Genomic DNA, 19,549 nt, shown 5'->3' on the forward strand with positions numbered 1-19,549 from the left:
ATAGAACAACTTAGGCCCAAACCTTGTTCGATTGCGAATAATAAAAGGCTACTTACTAACTGTAAATACTTCCCGGCCACTTCGATAATATTTATATTTTGCGCCGGATCATCATTTTTTGAAATTAAATAGATGTTGTAAATGAAATATATAACTGTGTTGTGGCTGCTGCTTATTTCGGTGTTTGCTTTGCAGGCACAACCAGGAAAAGACCTTTTCTCCATCCGGTCGTTGAAGCAATTATCGGTTTGGAGAGACAGTTTGAACGCCACACATAATACAGGTGACTTTAATCCCGGGTATGCGCAGCTCAGTCAGGCTTTATGGAATGGTATTCCGGTACATGAAGTGCGGTTCGAAAATAATGAATTGAAAATGGAGGTGCTAGCAAAGACCCCGGGTGGTGCAAAAAGGATGATTCAGGTTGTACAGGAGCAGTACGGAGATGTTGTTAAAAAAAAGGAGGCTTGGTCGGGAACTGTCTATTCGGCAAACACGCCTGAAATAAATATTGAGCTGAGTGTAGACGCTGACAAAGACAAGCCGCTGACAGCCAATACCGGCGCTGAATTAACAATGAGTTTCAAGCCGGTTTATGAAGAGCCGTACCCTAATATTGCTAAAAAGATCATTCCCCAACCCAACGGCATGTTCTATTTTTTAAGCCTGGATTATTATGAGAACAATGTTCAGGTTTATCTGAATGATATTTGCATTTACAATGCATTAGGCCGTAGCAGGCACATCAATGAAAGAGAAATTAATTTGAATCCGTTTATTTTAGGCAGGGAGAATATAAAATTAAAAGTATTGATAACCCCAGGCCATGATGAAAAAGGGCAACCATACGCTTCTATTCAAAAAAGCTCCTTTGCTACCGCTGAACTACGAAAAGGTTTTTTTAAGAATGAGGTTTTTGAACTGGTGGAAGCCCGTGAGGTATGCAAATTTAAAGAGTATGTAACCGACACGATCAATGATGGAGAAGTGCGTTATTCTTCCTATACGGGCACTTCTCAGTACGGTGGCAGACAGCTCAGTGCTGCGTATGATTTTATCGTCGATGTGAGTTATCAAACAGATGGGTGGGCTAATGGTAAAGATTTGAGGCAGGACAAAAACCTGAAGCAGAAGGTGACAGCGCTTTATGAGAAACTGGCGAAAATTATTGAGGCACGCGATGCCGCTGCCTTAAGCGCCATCATGTATGGTGCAGGAAAGGAAGATGCAGAGGCTAATTATAATCAAAAGGCCGCGTTAATTACTGACCGGTGGACGCAGTGGATGGATATGTTGGCAAAAACCAACGTAGTAAAAATTGAAAAGGATTTTGATTTGGAAATAAGCGGGGATGGGAAACTGATTTATGCAATCCCCCGGAATCAAAAAGACATGTTACGTGCGATCGGCAAGAATACTGTCACAGGATTTACTCTCTATATGTTTGAAGATAAAAACGATGACCAACTTAAATTTATACGATAATATGAAACAGCTGCTACTATTAACCGCCATTCTACTTTTAAACGGTAATTGGGTACTGGCGCAGTTTAGTGTGAAGGATTATAAAGGCAAGCCCAATAGTGAGGTTTTGTTGGAACTTAAAAATGTGGTTGAGCAAATAAAAAGCATTGAGCGGTTCAGTGATGTTTTTGGCGAAAAAGAAGAAATGTTTTATGCTAAAGATGAACTCGAGCCGGCATTTAAGTTAGATACCACCATTGCGCTGCAAACTTTTTATGAATTCACAAATACAAAGTTCAAATTGTATCAGACGTTAAAAGAAGGAGGTTCTGAATTAAAAATGGATGACGGCGACTTTCATGGAAGTTTGTCGGGTAAAACATTCACCATAAAACTGGTTCCTAAAAGATTTTATTTTTATGACGGCACTACAGCCGATGGCGTGTCGCACATAACAATGGATTTTGCATTTGCTGAAGATATTCCCTTCAGTAAAAGAATTGACAGTATTGCCTGCGATATAATACTGGATTACGTTACCTCCTTCGACAAAGTAGAAATCAGCACTGCAAAGCCCGCGGCTACTTACAAAAATAATTTCATAAAGCTTTTAAAGGCCAACAAGAATGACCTGGAATTTATTTATAACAAAGACCTGGACTATGATTTTGTAGAAGGCCTTAATGCCAATGGTAATCCATTAGATGATAAAAGCCATAGTACAACCAATATTAAAAACAGGGGTTTTAAGATGTTTCGTGCCATAAGGGAACCTTTGGAGACAATAATAAGTGCGGCAGAAAAAGACACGGTTATGGACAGGACTGCCTTTCAGGAAAAGTATATGAGGTTGCTTGAGAAGGAATTTGTAAAGATTCCCCAAAATGATACGATGCTAAGAGTAGCTAAATATAAAGGTGCGGTAAAAGGAGCGAGGCTTTGGTTCGCTACCTCAAAAAAACAACAACAGTTAGCGCTCACCATCAAAGCTGCCGGCTTTAGTGATATCCATTTTGAAACAGGAGATACGTACGGTGTGTTACGTGATAATAATGGAAAAGAGTTAATGAAGGTGGATAAAACGATAACCGACATTACACCCTGGTTTTACCAGGATGATCAGCGTTTCTTGTACCTGGACCTGGCCGGTAAAAAAATGGAACCGTTGCCTTATTATTCTCTGCAAAAGCTGACTAATAATTATGTGGTTGCCAAAGAAGATGAAGAGGGGGCCGATATTTTGATTGATAAAAAAAATAAGCGCCTGGGAGCCTTTGAGGATATTGAAAGTTCAGGAGAAACTGTTATCGCCTTTAAAAAAGATGATGTGCTGATGATTACACCCGATGAACAGCAGGTATGGCACAAGGGTGTAGAAGAAATGTCGGAGATGGAAAACGGGTATGCAGTGATCAGGCTGAACGGTAAATATGGATTTGTAGATACTTATGGTAAAATGTCCATTCCTGCAGAATACGAGGGCGCGGTGCCCTTTGATGACATGGATGGTTACACGAAATCGGATCTGTTATTTGCTGTAAAAAAGAATGGGAAATGGGGCTTTATCAATACACTGAATAAGGTGGTTGTTCCCTTTGAATATGACGAGGTACTGCCTTTCTCTTACGGTGTGACAATGGCAATAAAAGATGGCAAGCGTGGCTTAATTAGTACATCCAATCAAATCATAGTCCCTTTTAACAATGGCTCCAGCTTCGGGCTTTCCAAAAACTTTGGCAAGCGCAGTTATTCATTGAGTACGGGCAGTTATAACTACTCCGGCAGGAAGGAGAAATAGGCAGGGCAAAAGTGAGTTTCAAACTTTCCTTGTTCCGATTGTTGATGCTGCGAGATATCTCCTGCCGAAAAATGTATTAATTTCCCCGCATGGAAAAACTTTCTCAACCCGATTGGCTGAACTTGGTAAAAGAACTCCAGTTTATTGCCTAGGCTGGACTTACTTATACCCGTGATGATTTTGATAAGGAACGGTTTGGACGTATAAGGGATATTGCCGCTGAAATGATGAGCACTGCTACGGGCCTGCCTTTTGAAAAAGTAAACAATTTGTTTTGTAATGAAGAGGGTTTTCAGACACCTAAGTTAGATACCCGGGCGGCCATCTTTCAGCAGGGAAAAATTTTGTTGGTGAAAGAGCGGGACGGACGATGGTCATTGCCCGGCGGATGGGTGGATGTGCTGGAAACTATTAAGACTAATACCGAGAAGGAAGTAAAAGAAGAAGCTGGTCTGGATGTAGAAGCAGTTCGGATTATTGCAGTGCAGGACCGTAACCATCATAATGATCCGCCTTATGCCTATAATGTATGTAAAGTTTTTATGCTTTGCGAATTGAAGGGCGGAACGTTTGTACCCAATATGGAAACTCTCGAAAGCAGTTATTTTGATTTAGAAGAATTACCGGCGCTGGCTACAGAAAAAAATAACCAGTCGCAGGTTGCCATGTGCTTTAAAGCTTACCAGGAACCGCACTGGCAGGTACTGTTTGACTAGTTGCCTTGTGTTTGCTCAATTTCGGTAAATATTATAGCCTCTGTGTTCTTGCAATTTCTTCGGAATGGCACCACATTGCTGAATTTTTTTTAGTCTTCCATTAAATGCTTTTGTATAAAGCGGATAAATATGTCGTAATCTTCAGGCAAAATGGTATGCCCGCCCTGGTGCATATAGTATCCTAATGTATTCAGCATACTGGTATCTCCCGCTATGGGGATGTCCGTTTTGTTCAGTCCTCTTTTTTGAAATAAGTGATAAACGGGTTCAGCTGCCTGCGCGGCAAGAAATTCACCTTTGGGATCGGAGAAATAATCTTCGTTACCAGTTTGCAATAACAAAGGACGCGGTGCCATTAACGCAATCAGCATATGGCTGTCCATAGGCAAATCATTGACCCGTTTCGAGAAGCTATGATAGTTGGGTGCAAACTGGTAATAATAACGACCGGCATCGGTGATCATTTGAATGGTCTCGCCGTAATTGCGACGGCTAAGAGCAGCACCGCCTTCTCCTGAAATGCTGGCAATGATCAATGCAAACCTGGTATCCCGCGCGCCAGTCCACAAGACGGTTTTCCCTAAGCGTGAGGCGCCATTAAGCGCGATGCGTTTATTGTCTATATCCTTATCAGTTTCCAGGTAATCCATGATACGGCTTAAACCCCAACTCCATGCCGATATAGCGCCCCACTCCTCGGCAGCAAAAAATTGTTGTCCGTCTTTTAAAAATTGTTTTCTTACACCGTGCATAAGCCCCCCTTTGAAATCGGGTTCGATATCTCCATAATAAAAAGTGGCGTAGCCAATACCCGCAGCTATCAACTTTTCAACGGGTACTTTTTTAGCAGCAGAGCGCGTCTGCAGTATGCGTTGGCCTTTTTCCCAGGCGTAGCCTGGCTGAAGCGACGAATCATCCACCGCCATGGCATTAGTTACAAATGAAATCCCTAACAGCATTGGTGGGGGAGCGCTAGCTTTGGCTGGCAGGTAGTAGAGCAGGAAGGCTTTTGGGCCACTGGTGTCTTTTGAAAAATAAATCGTTACCTGTTTGCGTATAGCCTTTCCGTTGAAGGCATAACCATTAGCTTCCCTGACTTTATATGAAACGGGCTGCAGTGGTTTCGGCGACTTGCCAAATTGCAGGTTTTCGAAAAGGGAAAGAATTTCAGTTCTTCTTCGCTGCACCCATTGACTGGCCGTAGTAACGCGTTGCCCGTTTTGCATCAGTAGCGGATCCGGAAGCGTGTAGCTCCCTACTGAGTCTTCATGGTAGTTTACATGAACGCCGGCAATGGTTTGAGAATAGTTGGGCTGTTGCTGGCTTTTTGCAGCAAAAGAAACGAAGAGTAAATACCACAGGCAAAAAATGAAGGCAATTTTCATACACAATCGTTAAAGGAATAAGAGATATATACCTGGATCAGGTAAACTAAAATAAGAAAAATCGGGAAAATAAGGATGGTATAACTGTACTGTCGCCGGGTTTAGTTGTTATTGTCGAACCTAGCCGATATACAACAAGATACAACAGGATGGTTGACTTTTATACAAGCATTACTTTCGGTGCGTACGATTGGGAAAGTGATTTTTTACAGGTTTTAGTAAGATCAGCTAAAAGACAGGATGCAACAGGATAGTAAAAAATAAAGCCTTTTTTATTTTCGTTATAAGACGATTAAAAATAGGAAACGATTGCAGAGAAAAACTGAGAATAACAATAAAATTTAAACAAAACAACTGGAATTAATTTCCAACCGACAAAGATTGTAGGCAGTAACAACAGCCGGTGCAATGTGCCGCGCCGTATGGTATTGCTAATGTCAAAAAACGAAAAGATGAAAAAACGGATCACTAAAAGTTTTGTTGCGTGCCTGCTGCTGTTATGTTTTACGGCTTGCAGAAAATCTACCTGGGACGAGTTTTATGGCAAGCCGGATAACCTGGCAAAGCCTATTTATACTGTTCTAAAGGAAAAGGGAAATTTCACGCATTTACTGAAAGCTATTGATAAGGCCGATTATACCCGAACACTGGACGCTGCAGGCTATTGGACATTTTTCGCACCAGACGATGCGGCTTTTTCGGAGTATTTTGCAGATAAAGGCATCAGCAGCATAGATCAGCTAAGTGCCGAAGAATGCAGGAATATTGTTACCTACTGCCTTACTTATTATGCTTATAAAAAAGAACGGATCGATGACTACCAGTCTTCTTCTGGCTGGGTAGCTGATCAGGCTTTCAGACGCCGGACAGCTAATTACAAGGGTGTATATGATGACATTGACGCTACCGGTACTACCCGCAAAGCAATTGGTAGTAACCGAAATGGGACTCTGTATCAGGATAATGACAATAATCATAAGTATATTCCTTACTTCGTCGATAATTTCATGACGGGTAAAAGCCTTAGTGCGGCTGACTACAACTATTTCTACCCCAATTCAAATTTCACTGGATTTAATGTAGCCAACGCAGCCGTTAAAGAAGCCGACATTACAGCGGAAAATGGTGTGATACATGTTATAGATAAAGTGATTGAAGCGCTTCCTAATCTGGAAGACTATTTACAAAACAATGATCAGTACAGTATATTTAATTCACTGTATCAGAAATACCTTGTTTCATATGTACCCAACCCCACAATGACTCGAACTCACCAGGTACTTAATGGAGGCAATGAACAGGTGTATACTAAATTTTATGATCCCGGATTTGCCTTCTCCCTGAACAATGAGAACTTTATTCAATCTGGCAACGATGCGCAAATCAATAGTTATAGCGTTTTCGCACCAAAAAACGATGTAATGCAGGCATATATTGATACTGCGTTGCTGAAGCACTATACTTCGCTCGATCAAATGCCCCCTTCTATTATTCAGGATTTTTTAAATGCGCATATGTGGCAGGAGGCGGTTTGGCCCAGCCAGTTCGAAAGCGCAATCAATTTTGTGGGTGAAGAGGCACGTTTTGATCCGGCTACAAATATTGTTGAAAAAAAAATACTAAGTAACGGGATGTTCTACGGGACCAACAAAGTGCAGAATGCTAATGTGTTTACGAGTGTGTATGGCAATGCCTATCTCAATCCCAACTATTCTATGATGATAACATTGCTGAACCTGGAGCTAAGAACTTCGGTATCTAATATCTATAATAACTACACCATCTTCATGATCAGTAATCAAATGTTCAATGATGCGGGTTATACGGTGGATCAGTCCATTAGTACCCTTCCCATGGATCAGTGGCGGTATACACCACCAGCTGGTTCAACCATACCAGCAAGTACGGGTGCTACTACCAGAGCTCGTTTACAACGCATATTAAATCTGCATGTGGTTCCTAATTCGGTATTAAGTAACCTTACAGGTCCTGGCATCGCTATGACCTATGGCGGCGAGTACCTCAGGTATATCAACAATACGGTTTATACAGCTGGTAATGTAGATTCTAACACAGTTGTTACTACCAATGGCTTTGAAAATGCTATTAATGGCAGAGTATATTATTCAGATCGTATCATGGAGTTTAGCGAGGAAACGGTAGGACAGGATATTGAGCTAATAGGAACACCTGAATCCTCACCTTATCATTATTTCTGGAACTTTCTCAACAACAGCACGGCTTTATGGAACAATACTACCAAACTCATCGCAGGCGTAGCTAATGGGTCCTTTTACACGGTGTTGATACCTACCAACGCTGCGATACAACAAGCGGTTAACGATGGGGTGCTACCCGGAACTGGTACGGCTCCCGATCGAGTACCCAATTTTAATCCGGATTCAGAATTGGAAAGGCAGCAGGTGGCGAGGTTTATTCAGTATCATATTTTGGAGCGCCGCACGATTGGTACTGATGGCGTCGAAAGCGGAGCAATACCAACAGTACTAAAAAACAATTTGGGAGAGCCCACTACCATTTTTGTAAACAATAGCGTTGGTAATATGCAGCTTACGGATATGCATAGCCGGCGGGCAAATACCATTTTGGCCAATAGTAACTACCTGGCTAACCGGGCGTTGATTCACAGTATTGATAATTATCTGCGATACGTGTATTAAATGCTGAAGATAGCGTGCAGCCCTAATTACAGGCTTTATGCAGCATGTTAAGACCAAACTTAAAAAAATAAAAAAAGTACTGATGAGATTTCTTGCTAAAATTATACTTCCATTCTTTGTGTTGATGGCTTGCTGCGTCCAGGTAGCAGCACAGGACGGTGCAGTGACGGTGGTGCGTGGAAAGGTAACCGATAAACGTACCAAATTACCACTCGAAGGTGCTTCGGTTTCTGAGCAGGATAAAGAGGGGCGTATCGTAACTTCTGCCTCAACAGATGTAGAGGGCAACTTTGTGTTACGTGTCAGCAATCGCAATGATTCTATCTCAGTAACCTATATCGGGTACAAAAGCTTCCTGGAGGCTATTCGGGGTCGCACCATTATCAACGCACAACTGGAGTCAGATGCTACCAGTCAGGAAGAAGTAGTGGTAATCAGTCAGCGTAGAACCAGCAATGGCCTCAACGATATCAATGAAAGAGACCTTACTACAGCTGTTGGCCGTATCAATGCTTCTCAGATGGAAGAAATGGCAGCGGCTTCAATCGATCAGGCTTTACAGGGGCGTTTGGCAGGTGTGGATATCACGGCTACCAGTGGAGATCCAGGTGCAGCGATGAATATTCGTATACGTGGTATATCGTCTTTAAGTGCTAACGGTAATCCCCTGATCGTGGTAGATGGGATGCCATACGAAACTGAAATACCGAGCGACTTTAATTTTGGAGCAGCTGACGAGCAGGGCTACGCAACTCTATTGAACATTTCCCCGGCCGATATTAATGATATTACCGTATTGAAGGATGCTGCCGCCACATCGGTTTGGGGTAGCCGTGCCGCTAACGGAGTATTGGTGATTACAACAAAAAGAGGCCGGAGAACCAAGCCTACTTTGGGATATGTGTTCCGGGGTAATACTGCATTCAGGCCTCCTGCTATACCCATGTTGAACGGTGATCAGTATTCTACGCTGATTCCGGAAGCTTTTATGAACCGGCTGGGTACTACTTTAAACCCAATTGATGTACAGGAATTTAATTATGATCCCTATAACCCTTACTGGTACCACAATTACAGCAATAATACCAATTGGGTAAATGAAATAACCCGACAGGGGTATTTGCAGGATCATACCGTGAGTTTATCTGGCGGGGGTGATAAAGCCAGGTATTTTTCTTCGATCGGGTATTTCAATCAAACCGGGTCTGTAATTGGTAATGATTTAAAAAGAATGAATGCGCGGGTGAACCTGGATTACGTGGTGTCCAATAAGCTTAAAATATTTACAAGTATTGCTTATACTTATACGGACAGAAACCGCAATTATACCTCGAACAATGAAGGGGCTATACGCAACGTGGCTTACCTTAAAATGCCCAATATGAGCGTGTTTGAATACGATGAGTTTGGCAATCTCACTACCAATTATTTTTCACCTGCTGAAAATATACAGGGGCAGTACAGCCGTATCTACAATCCTGTGGCCATGGCCAGCCAGGCAATCTATTCGGTGTTGGGTAACAGAATCGTACCGCGTTTTCAGGCAGATTATTCCATTATTAAAGGAGTGCTTCGGGCCACTTTCGATGTGCAGTTTGATATTAATAGCACCAATAACAGCAGCTTCCTACCGCAGATCGCTACCGGCCGCCCTAATACCGAAACCGTAGTAAACCGTTCTTATAGCGGCGATATCGATGTGTTTAATGTTACTACCCGAACCAGTTTAAACTATACACCTAAATTCAAGAACAAGGATCATGTATTTATGGCTTTCGCCAATCTGTTCACCAACGATGGATCGGCCAATACCCAAGAGGTAATGAAATCGAATGCCTTTTCGTCACTTCTGGTCGACGTTTCTGCCGGTGGTCGCACACAAAATGAGGAACTAAGGGCAGCTTCCCGGTTGACGCAAACAAGGTCGCTTGGCGCAGTTGTTCAAGCACAGTATAATTTAAAAGATAAGTATCTTGTCAATGCCAGCCTGCGTGGCGATGGTAGCTCCCGGTTTGGACCGGCATACCGCTATGGTTTTTTCCCAGGTGCTTCTATTCGCTGGCGGATATCCGGAGAAAAACCCTTACAAAAACTTGCTTTCTTAGATGATCTCAGCTTCAGGGCCAGTTATGCGCAGTCGGGTAATGCTCCGCGGACAGATTATTCTTTTTACAATACCTATAGTACTTATCAATGGAGCTACCAGGGCCAGAGCGCTGTGTTCCCTTCTTCTATGGAACTTAAAAACCTACGCTGGGAAACTGTACATGGTATGAATGCCGGTATCAACATCTCTTTATTTAAAGGACGCATTCGCAGCGATATCGATGTGTATCGCAACCGCACTTCCGATCTTTTCTCGCGCGGGCTACAAATTGCTTCCTATACAGGTTACAGCAGCGTGGATATGAATGTTGGGACCCTAGAAAGCAAAGGCTGGGAATTTGCCCTGTGGACGCAACCTCTTAAAACAAAGGATTGGCTGGTTGGTTTCGATTTTAATATTTCGCAGAATGAAAATGTGATCCGCGAAATATCACCACTATACCCTTCGCAACGGGGTAATCTGACCAATAACGGAACCTATCTGGCGTTATTGCAGACAAACAACCCTTTTGGATCCTTTTACGGTTATAAACATAAGGGCGTTTATAAAGACAAAGACGCTACTATTGCGCGGGATGCGAACGGCAACCCCATTGTCGGTCCCAATGGTCAAACTATCTATATGCGCTTTAGTTATCCAACGGTAGATTACATTTTCCAGCCGGGTGATGCGATGTATCAGGATATCAACTATGATGGCAATATCGATCATAAAGATGTGGTATACCTGGGTAATAATAATCCGCGTTTCTATGGTGGTTTTGGACCCAATATCAGTTGGAAAGGAACCTGGCGTTTATCGGCCTTCTTTAGCTATCGCTACGATGTAGATGTGGTGAATGGCACTAAGATGAGTACCACCAGAATGAGCAATTACGATAACCAGAGCACTGCCGTGTTACGCCGTTGGCGTGCCGAGGGTGATATAACTGATATTCCCCGCGGTATGATTGGAGGAGGATACAACTGGCTGGGTAGTGACCGCTACGTTGAGGATGCCTCTTTCCTTCGATTCAGAACAATTACATTAAGGTACACAGTTCCGCCAATGCGATTACAACGGGTAGGAATTAAATCGCTCAGCGCTTATCTCACAGGAGAAAACCTGTACACGTTTACGAACTATACCGGCCAGGATCCGGAAGTAAGCATGCCGGGCTCAGACCCGTTTAGAATAGTAACAGATAATTCCATGACCCCGCCCACCAAGAATTTCACCCTGGGTCTGGTAGTTGGATTTTAAATAAGATAGAATAACTATTGAATTAATTAGGTTATGCGAAAATATATTTTGATACGGTTTTTATTAGTGATTGCAGCGGTTTATAGCTTGAGTGGCTGTAAAAAATGGCTCGATCTGAAACCCACCGATGGTATTGTCGGCAACGAATTCTGGCAAACCAAAGAGCAGGTGGATGCGGCGGTAACCGGCATTTATTCCTCCATTCTGGCCAGTACCGGTGGTAACTCAAGAGCTTTAACAGACTTTATGTTTGTATGGGGAGAAGCGCGCGCCGATATGGTGACGCCAGGCAACAGAACCAGCCAGGATGAGCAGGATATGATCAACGTAAATATGGTACCCACTAATGGGTTTGCCGACTGGTCGGGTTTTTACAAAACCATTAATTATGCGAATGTGGTGATTGAGCTGGCGCCTGGTGTACTTGCCACGGACAATACTTTTACGCAAGAGCATCTCGACAGGTCTGTAGGACAGGCAAAGGCCCTGCGGGCGTTGATGTATTTCTACCTCGTGCGTACGTTCAGAGATGTACCCTTGAAACTGGATGCAACCATTAGTGATGACAATATTACTCCGATCCCCAAAACCGGTGCAGATACCATATTAAACCAAATTGTAGCCGATCTTAAAGAAGCAGAGCTCAAAGTGCCGCTGAGTTACGGCAATACCAGCGCCTTTGACAAAGGACGTATCACCCGCTATGCGGTAAATGCAATTCTCGCCGATGTGTACCTTTGGATGGACGATTATACATCCGCTTCCGCAGAATGTGATAAACTCATTAATGCCAATGCATTCACATTGGTACCGGGCATTAGCTTTTTAGATGATTTGTTTATAACAGGGGCCGCAACCGAAACAATTTTTGAAATACAATATGATGAACAGATACTGAATCCCTTCTTCAATATGCATACGCCATCGCAAAAACGATATGGAGCGGCACTGCACCTTCCTGAAGAAGTATTCGGAATCGATCTGGTAAATGCCGAGCCGCAATTGGACTACCGTGGCGAGGATGCTGCGTTCAGGGGTTCTGATTTTGGCATCTGGAAATATGTAGGGGCCGATCAAAATGGTAATAACTACAGGGCAATCGATCAGTCTTTTGCTCCCTGGATTTTTTACCGTTATGCAGACGCATTGCTGATGAAAGCGGAAGCTATCAATGAACTTGGGCAACCACTCGAAGCCTCGCGCCTGGTAAAAACCATTCGCGAACGCGCCAGAGCCCTGGAAATGGTACCGTTGGATAGTACCAATCAATCGGGTATGGCAACTGCGATACTGGAAGAGCGACAAAGAGAGTTTGCTTTTGAAGGCAAGCGCTGGTTTGATCTGCTACGTTTTGCCAAAAGAAACAATTACGCTGGATTGGATCTCATATTGAATGCCGCATCCATCAGTGTCCCTGTAACATTGCAGCAGGCGGCCTTCAATAAATTGCGCGATCACAACAGTCATTATATGCCGGTTTTTCTGTACGAAATGCAAACCAACCCACTGTTGGAGCAAAATCCGTATTACAGATAGCGATGCGTCGCAAACAGCCCGTTTTCACCAGGCTGTAAAAAACTATAGAGATGAAATGAGCCATAAACATTACATACACGAACGGAATGATAGTTGGGCGAAATCCCTGTCTGCCGAACAGGCAGGCGTCCGACCCCAATAAAAATTAAAACATATACGGATGAAAAAGTATAATATTATTTTACAATTTTCGTTAGTGCTGTCTCTGATCAGCCTATGGCTTACCAATTGTAAAAAAACCGATTACCCATCGGCCACAACCACAGAGGTAAACATCACCGGGTTATTAGATGCCCAGCCAGACTCTTTTTCCCTTTTCAGAGAAATACTCGAAGTAACGGGAACGGCATCTTTTCTGAATGCCTATGGAGCCTACACGGCTTTTATAGTTACCAATCAGGGCGTACAGCGCTGGATGGACTCAACCGGTGTATCATCAATAGGTTCGGCGGATGTAAACCATTTAAAAAACCTGGTAAGATTCCATTTGCTCGAGGATACGATTACCACCGGCGCCTTTACCGACGGTAAGCTTAAAACTGCAACAATGTACGGCCAGTATCTCATTACCGGTGCAGGAATTGTAAACGGCGCGGCTTCTTACACTGTAAATCGCCAGGCCAATATCATTAGTTCCAACCGGCGTATGGGCAATGGCATTGTGCATGTGATCGACCGGATGCTGTTACCTGCAGCACGCACACTGGCTCAGGAGCTGGAGTCCAATGCTGATTTTTCCATTTTCGTTCAGGCCCTGAAAGAAACCGGTTACTATGATACCTTAAATAAAGTGGAGACGGACACTTCCAAACTTTGGAAAACGGTAATTGCGGAATCGAATCAGGCCCTGGCTGATAGCGGTTATAATTCTTATGCCGATTTAAAAGCCAAATACAGTCAAACCGGAAACCCTTCCAGCCCTGGCGATAGTCTGAATATGTACATTGCCTACCATATTATGAGGGGCCTGCATTACCTGGGCGATATCATCAATTTTACCACACAGCTTACATTGTTACCTGAAGAAGTAATTAGTATAGACTTACAGGATCAGGATATCGTGCTTAATGAAAGTGAGTTTAACGGAGCGCTGGAGCGGGGGGTTAAGTTAATCCGTTCAGAAAGCGATAATTCAGCTACCAATGGGGTATGGCATAGTGTTAATGCGCATACTATGGCTAAATATCGCAGACCTCAGGCCCTTTACTGGGATGTAGCCACATTCCCGGAAATCATGAATCAGCCGGCCTATTTCCGCCGGGCCTGGTTGGGGTTTAACCGGGCGGCGGAGTCCGACAAGCCGGTAGCGAGTATTGACTGGGAATATATTTCGGCTTCCCGCACACTGAACTATGAATATGGCACTTCCGGATCTATAAATACCAACAGCGTATTTGGGGATCATGTGATGTTGCAATTTGGAAACAATCGTGCTAAATGGTGGCAGTTTACTACACCAGCTATCATCAAAGGAAGATACAAAGTATGGATCTGTTATGTAGCACAACACAGTGTAGGGGCTAATGTTTTAATAAATGGAATTCAAATGCAGCGCCCCATCAACTTCAACGAGTTTATGCCAGCCGGTACTCCCGAAGAACTGGAATCTATTGGGTGGAAAAGTTATATCACGGCCAGTGATCGCTGGCGTCATAACTCAAGGTTGGTAGGAATCGTGGATATAGCTACTACCGGAAACCAGCAGGTACGATTTGAGTGGAACGGTAGCGGGGGGCGCGAGTGCCGGATCGATATGATTCATTTCATACCGGTAGATGATAACCAGATTCTGCCCCGGTTTAACAGGGATGGATCCATGTCATTTGAGCCTTAAAAAGTGAGCATCTACAAACTAAATTGAAAAAATAATTCATGTACAGGAAAATAATACAAATATTGTTCGTGGTTACAGGGTCGGCATTACTGCTGGCAGGATGTAAAAAATGGGACGATCATAATGCGTTAACCGATGACGGACTTACCATGAATCTTGCGGAGCGTATAGCAAATAATACGGACTTGAGCAGATTTATGGAGCTTTTGCGTCAATCGGGCTATGCGGATACATTGGAGACATCCAAAATGTTTACGGTGTTTGCGCCTACGAATGCAGCGCTTGCTAATCTTTTACCTGCGATTGAAAATGATGCGGCAGCTTTAAAGCAGTTCGTAGGTAGCCATATTTCCAGCCAGGCCTACTACACTTCAGACATGGATGTTATGGCGCGTATTCCCATGTTGAACGGCAAGTACCATAACCTTACAGCTGAAAATGTAGATGGAGTGGCTATTGCCGGAAAGGATCAGCTGGCCAAAAATGGGGTATTACAGATTATCAGTGAAGCGCTGCCGGCTTTACCCAATATACAACAATTTATTGCATCTGATGAACGCATGCCTGGGAAACAAAAAGCTGCACTACTCTCTGTAGATTCTCTCTTTTCATCGAGGGTACATGATGCGGGTGTTGAGGCTAAAAATCATACACTATTTGTTTTAAGAGATGCCGCCTGGCAGGCAGAAGTGGATAAATTAATACCCTATAGCACCGTACCAGGCAATAACGATAGCACTGCAAAAGTGGCAGGATGGTTGGTTGCTAAGGATTTACTGGTGGATACCTTGTACAGTTCAGCTGCTGCTATTCCCGATACCATCGTTTCAAAGTTTGGTGTTCGGGTAGGAATAAATAAAACTGCTATTGCCGAAGCCATTACGACCAGCAACGGTGTAGTATATGTACTGAATCAACTGGATGTGCCCTTACACAACAAATTTCCGGTCGTTGTTATTGAGGCAGAAAATTATACATCAGCCAGTCATAACCGGGTGGCCAATACTTTTATAAGAGATAAAAGAGACTCCGCAACGGGTGGTATATTCAGGGATGTGCTGGTGTACAATCACGGGGTGGCTCAGTTCAATCTCCGTTACCGGCTTACCGATATTCCAGCGCTTACTTATCGTGCTTACTGGATGGCATTGAACGATAACATTAACGGTATGACGGCGCCATTTACACAAAAAATAGGAGTAGATTCTTTCAACTCTCCTTTGCCCGCATATGCTACTGTAGAAATGAACCGGTATGCCGAGCAACTGGCAGGTGAGTTTACTTTAACCAGTTATAAGCCTGTATTTAATTTGTATTTAACTGCCGCTAACAGTACCGCCACTAATAGCAATGCACTGGTATGTAACTATATCAGGCTGGTTCCGGTGTTCTAACTCGTTTATTTAGAATAAAAAGATTATGATGTATAAAAGTTTTAAGCCTGTATTAACTGTAGCGATGACTTTGTTACTGTTTGCCACAGGTAGCGCTCAGACTACAGATTCCCTAAATCAGAAAAAAGTGCCTGTAGCGCTGGAGGAAAGGGTGGTAACGGGCGTGGTAAGGGATGCCGCTACCCGATGGGGCATCAACGGCGCCCGCCTGCAGGTGCAGGGCTTTTCAGCGACCATTGCGGACAGCGTAGGACAGTACACTATAAAAGTGCCCGCACCCACTGCTATCATTTTAGTAGAGGCAGATGGCTATGATCCGCAAGTGGTTTCGGTTAAACACAGAGATCAAATTGAAGTAGTGCTGCTGTCGCGAAGCACAAAGTCTTTTAATGAAACGATGGTGACCCCAACTGGCCGGCTGGTTCGAAAATTTATAACTTCAAATGCAGAGCAGGTAATGGCCAAAGGCTGGCAGCAGCCGATGGAAACAGTGGACGCGATGTTGCAGGGCGAGGTAGCTGGTTTAAATTCCATCCGCCGCTCAGGGGGACAGGGCGCAGGCGCTAATTTGTTTTTGAACGGCATCAATTCGCTGTATGCTACCAACAGGCCGCTTATTATTGTAGACGGTATGCCTTTTGAAGCCAACGATTACGGGCAAAGCCTTGTTGCGAATAATTATACAAATCCGCTCAGTATAATCGATGTGAAAGATATCGATCGCATTACCGTATTGAAGGATGCGGCAGGTATTTATGGCGCTAAAGGATCAAACGGCACTATCATCATCACAACTGTAAGTGCCGAAGGCCGGCAGGCTACTCAAATTGATGCAGGTGTTTTTGCGAGCTTCAATGTCGCACCCCAAAACCTACCCTTATTAAATGTAAGTGATTATCGTTCGCATCTTAGCCGCATGTTGGCTACCAGTGGCATGACAGCAGAAGAAATTGCCGCTCAGCCCTTTATGGTCGACAATGTTTCTAGCCCGGACTATTACAAATATCACAATAATACCGATTGGCAACGTAAGGTTTTCAATAATAGCATGAATCAAAACGGTTATGTACGCATCACCGGCGGTGATAATATTGCCACCTACGGTCTTACCGTCGGTTATCTGAAAAACACAGGCATTATTAAAAATACCGAACTGGAGCGCTACCACACGCGCTTCAACGCCGATTTCAATTTCACAGAGAAACTGACCGGGAAAGTGAACCTTTCTTTTTCTTACAACGAACAAAACCTGAAGGACCAGGGTATCGCCGATAAAACGGGACCTTTATTTAATGCTTTAGTGAAATCACCTTTCCTTGCAGATCGGGAACGTGCCGCAGATGGCACCGAATCACCCAACCTGGAAGCCGTAGATATACTGGGCTTAAGCAACCCAGTGGTATTGACGGATCTGCTTCAGGCTTCGAATAAATATTACCGTTTTTTTGGATCTTACGGCTTCAAGTTTGAAATCAATAAATACATGGCAGCCAGCACCCTGATCGGGATTCAATTTGATAAGGTGCGCGAAACTTTTTTCGTCCCCAGCGAGGGTGTGGTGCGGGATACTCTTTGGAATGCCGTTGCCAACAATCGTATGGGATCGCAGGTAAAGCAACTGTTTTCCCTTTTTAATGACACGAAGCTCGAGTATAACAGGAACTTTAATTATAATCACTCAGTTACAGCGAGGCTGGGTATACGATACCAAAATAACCGGGCAAACCAGATAAGCGTAACTACCGCCAATTCTGCAACAGATGATCTCGTTTCTGTTCAGAATGGTTTGGCAGCTTTGCGTTTGGTTACGGGAGATATGGGCGAGTGGAACTGGATGAATGCATATCTGGGTGCTGATTACGGGTTTAAAAATAAGATATTCCTGAGCCTTAATATGGCCATGGATGGATCTTCAAGGTTTGGAGTAAAGGCTGCAAACGGTCTCTCAATAGCGGGTCGGCAGTTTCCGTTGTTTCCTTCTTTGGGGGCTGCCTGGTTGCTTTCCTCAGAAAAATTCATGTCAGCGTCTGATATTAATCTCCTTAAGTTAAGAGCTTCATACGGTATTGCAGGTAACGATGATATTGGAAACTACACCGGGCTGTTTTTATATACCGGTCAGAATTTGCTGGGTGCGCAAGGATTCGTGAGGAAAGGGATTGCCAACCCATCGCTGCAATGGGAAACTGTGCATAAGCTCAATGGTGGGGTAGATCTTGCTTTCTGGAATGAAAGAGTAACCTTTAGCCTGGATGCCTTCAGCAACCGTACTACTAATATGCTGGTGTACCGGCCTTTGCAGAGCCCTGCCGGATTTAGCACAGTGCTCACCAACGATGGCGAATTGAAAAACAACGGAGTGGAAGGAAGTTTTAATGTGCGCGTAGTGAATACGAAGGATGTGAAATGGGATTTTGGCGCTAACATTGCTACTTATAAAAACAAGATCGTAAGCGTTCCCGGTGGAGAGATTTTTACAGAGTTTGCCGGTGCTACAATTCGTACAGCGGCCGGCCAGCCAGCGAACCAGTTTTACGGTTACCAAACAAATGGTATTTTTAGCTCAAACGCCGAAGCAACATCAGCTGGCCTGTCAATGGTGAACGAAAAGGGTGGCACAACGGCATTTAAAGGCGGCGATGTGCGCTTCGTGGATATGAATGGCGATAAGCTCATCGATGAGAACGATCGTACGGTTATCGGCGATGCCAATCCGGACTTTTTTGGAGGAATCAGCAATCGACTTATATACCGCGGTTTTGAGTTAAGTGCTTTGATTACGTATTCAGTAGGCAGCGAAGTGTTTAATTATTTACGTTATCGCCTGGAATCTCAAAGTGGACCGGAAAACCAGTTACAAAGTGTATTGAATAGCTGGCGTACTGACGGGCAGCAAACTAATATGCCCAGGGCCAATTGGGGCGATCCCATGGGCAACAATCGCTTTAGCGATCGTTGGATAGAAGATGGTTCTTATCTGCGCCTGCGTTCGTTAAATCTTACGTACAATTTCAAAATGAAGCCCGGCGCACCGTTTAAAAGTATCGCTGTATCGGCTACAGGCAACAACCTGTTTACTGTTACCAAATATTTAGGGTACGATCCTGAGTTCAGTCCCTTCCCCAGTCCGCTGGCACAGGGTATTGATACGGGCATGGATCCCGTTTTCAAAAATGTGGTGCTGGGTGTAAGGTTAGGGCTGTAATTAGTGTGGATAATGGAGCATTTGTGTCAGTCGCGCGGGACAGGCCTTGAAAAAAATAACGGCTAAAAAAAATGATTGTATGAAGCTGTTAAAAAGCTGCTTAAGGAAAAGGTGGATGAATAAGTTAAAATAAAAAGCTCGCTGTCTGTGAGCGGTAAGTAGTTGACAGGAAGATCAGTGTTGGCAA

Annotated in this window: 10 protein-coding genes and 1 pseudogene; 10 read left to right on the forward strand and 1 reads right to left on the reverse strand. The window is 43.8% G+C overall.

The genetic code is table 11. The annotated features are described in order from the left end of the window. Positions 1-141 precede the first annotated feature (141 nt). The 4 genes and pseudogenes from U0035_RS19460 to U0035_RS19475 all read left to right on the forward strand — a co-directional run bounded on the left by U0035_RS19460 (position 142) and on the right by U0035_RS19475 (position 3,978). On the forward strand, positions 142-1,485 hold the full coding sequence (locus U0035_RS19460; RefSeq protein ID WP_162817835.1) for a hypothetical protein: 1,344 nt from the start codon (positions 142-144) through the stop codon (positions 1,483-1,485). Position 1,486: 1 nt separating this feature from the next. Beyond that, positions 1,487-3,262 (forward strand): WG repeat-containing protein, encoded by a 1,776-nt coding sequence (locus tag U0035_RS19465; RefSeq protein WP_162817836.1) that lies wholly within the window; start codon positions 1,487-1,489, stop codon positions 3,260-3,262. A 164-nt stretch (positions 3,263-3,426) separates the two neighbouring features. Then, positions 3,427-3,525 (forward strand): annotated as a pseudogene (locus U0035_RS19470) (NUDIX hydrolase N-terminal domain-containing protein); the annotation flags it as partial. Between the two features lie 6 nt (positions 3,526-3,531). Next, positions 3,532-3,978, forward strand: coding sequence for an NUDIX domain-containing protein (locus U0035_RS19475; RefSeq protein ID WP_262510884.1), 447 nt, complete (start codon positions 3,532-3,534; stop codon positions 3,976-3,978). A gap of 89 nt (positions 3,979-4,067) precedes the next feature. On the opposite strand, the gene U0035_RS19480 is transcribed toward U0035_RS19475, so the two are convergent. Then, positions 4,068-5,363, reverse strand: a complete 1,296-nt coding sequence (locus tag U0035_RS19480) for a glucuronyl esterase domain-containing protein (protein ID WP_114790608.1) — start codon at positions 5,361-5,363, stop codon at positions 4,068-4,070. A gap of 452 nt (positions 5,364-5,815) precedes the next feature. Here U0035_RS19480 and U0035_RS19485 point away from each other — a divergent pair, with 452 nt between their 5' ends. From U0035_RS19485 to U0035_RS19510, 6 genes are all read left to right on the forward strand, one after another. Then, a complete protein-coding gene (locus U0035_RS19485) occupies positions 5,816-8,044 on the forward strand; it encodes a fasciclin domain-containing protein (RefSeq protein WP_162817837.1) in 2,229 nt (742 codons plus the stop codon). An 82-nt stretch (positions 8,045-8,126) separates the two neighbouring features. Then, positions 8,127-11,393 carry a SusC/RagA family TonB-linked outer membrane protein gene (locus U0035_RS19490; RefSeq protein WP_114790961.1) on the forward strand — a complete coding sequence of 1,089 codons (3,267 nt, stop codon included), beginning with the start codon at positions 8,127-8,129 and terminating at the stop codon, positions 11,391-11,393. A gap of 33 nt (positions 11,394-11,426) precedes the next feature. Further along, positions 11,427-12,929, forward strand: coding sequence for a RagB/SusD family nutrient uptake outer membrane protein (locus U0035_RS19495; RefSeq protein WP_114790610.1), 1,503 nt, complete (start codon positions 11,427-11,429; stop codon positions 12,927-12,929). A gap of 160 nt (positions 12,930-13,089) precedes the next feature. Continuing rightward, complete coding sequence (locus U0035_RS19500; RefSeq protein WP_114790611.1) at positions 13,090-14,763, forward strand: fasciclin domain-containing protein; 1,674 nt, start codon at positions 13,090-13,092, stop codon at positions 14,761-14,763. A 38-nt stretch (positions 14,764-14,801) separates the two neighbouring features. After that, positions 14,802-16,157 (forward strand): fasciclin domain-containing protein, encoded by a 1,356-nt coding sequence (locus tag U0035_RS19505; RefSeq protein WP_114790612.1) that lies wholly within the window; start codon positions 14,802-14,804, stop codon positions 16,155-16,157. Positions 16,158-16,182: 25 nt separating this feature from the next. Next, positions 16,183-19,362 carry a SusC/RagA family TonB-linked outer membrane protein gene (locus U0035_RS19510; protein ID WP_114790613.1) on the forward strand — a complete coding sequence of 1,060 codons (3,180 nt, stop codon included), beginning with the start codon at positions 16,183-16,185 and terminating at the stop codon, positions 19,360-19,362. Positions 19,363-19,549 lie beyond the last annotated feature (187 nt).

It is taken from the genome of Niabella yanshanensis, assembly GCF_034424215.1.
GTDB classification, from domain to species: Bacteria; Bacteroidota; Bacteroidia; order Chitinophagales; family Chitinophagaceae; genus Niabella; species Niabella yanshanensis.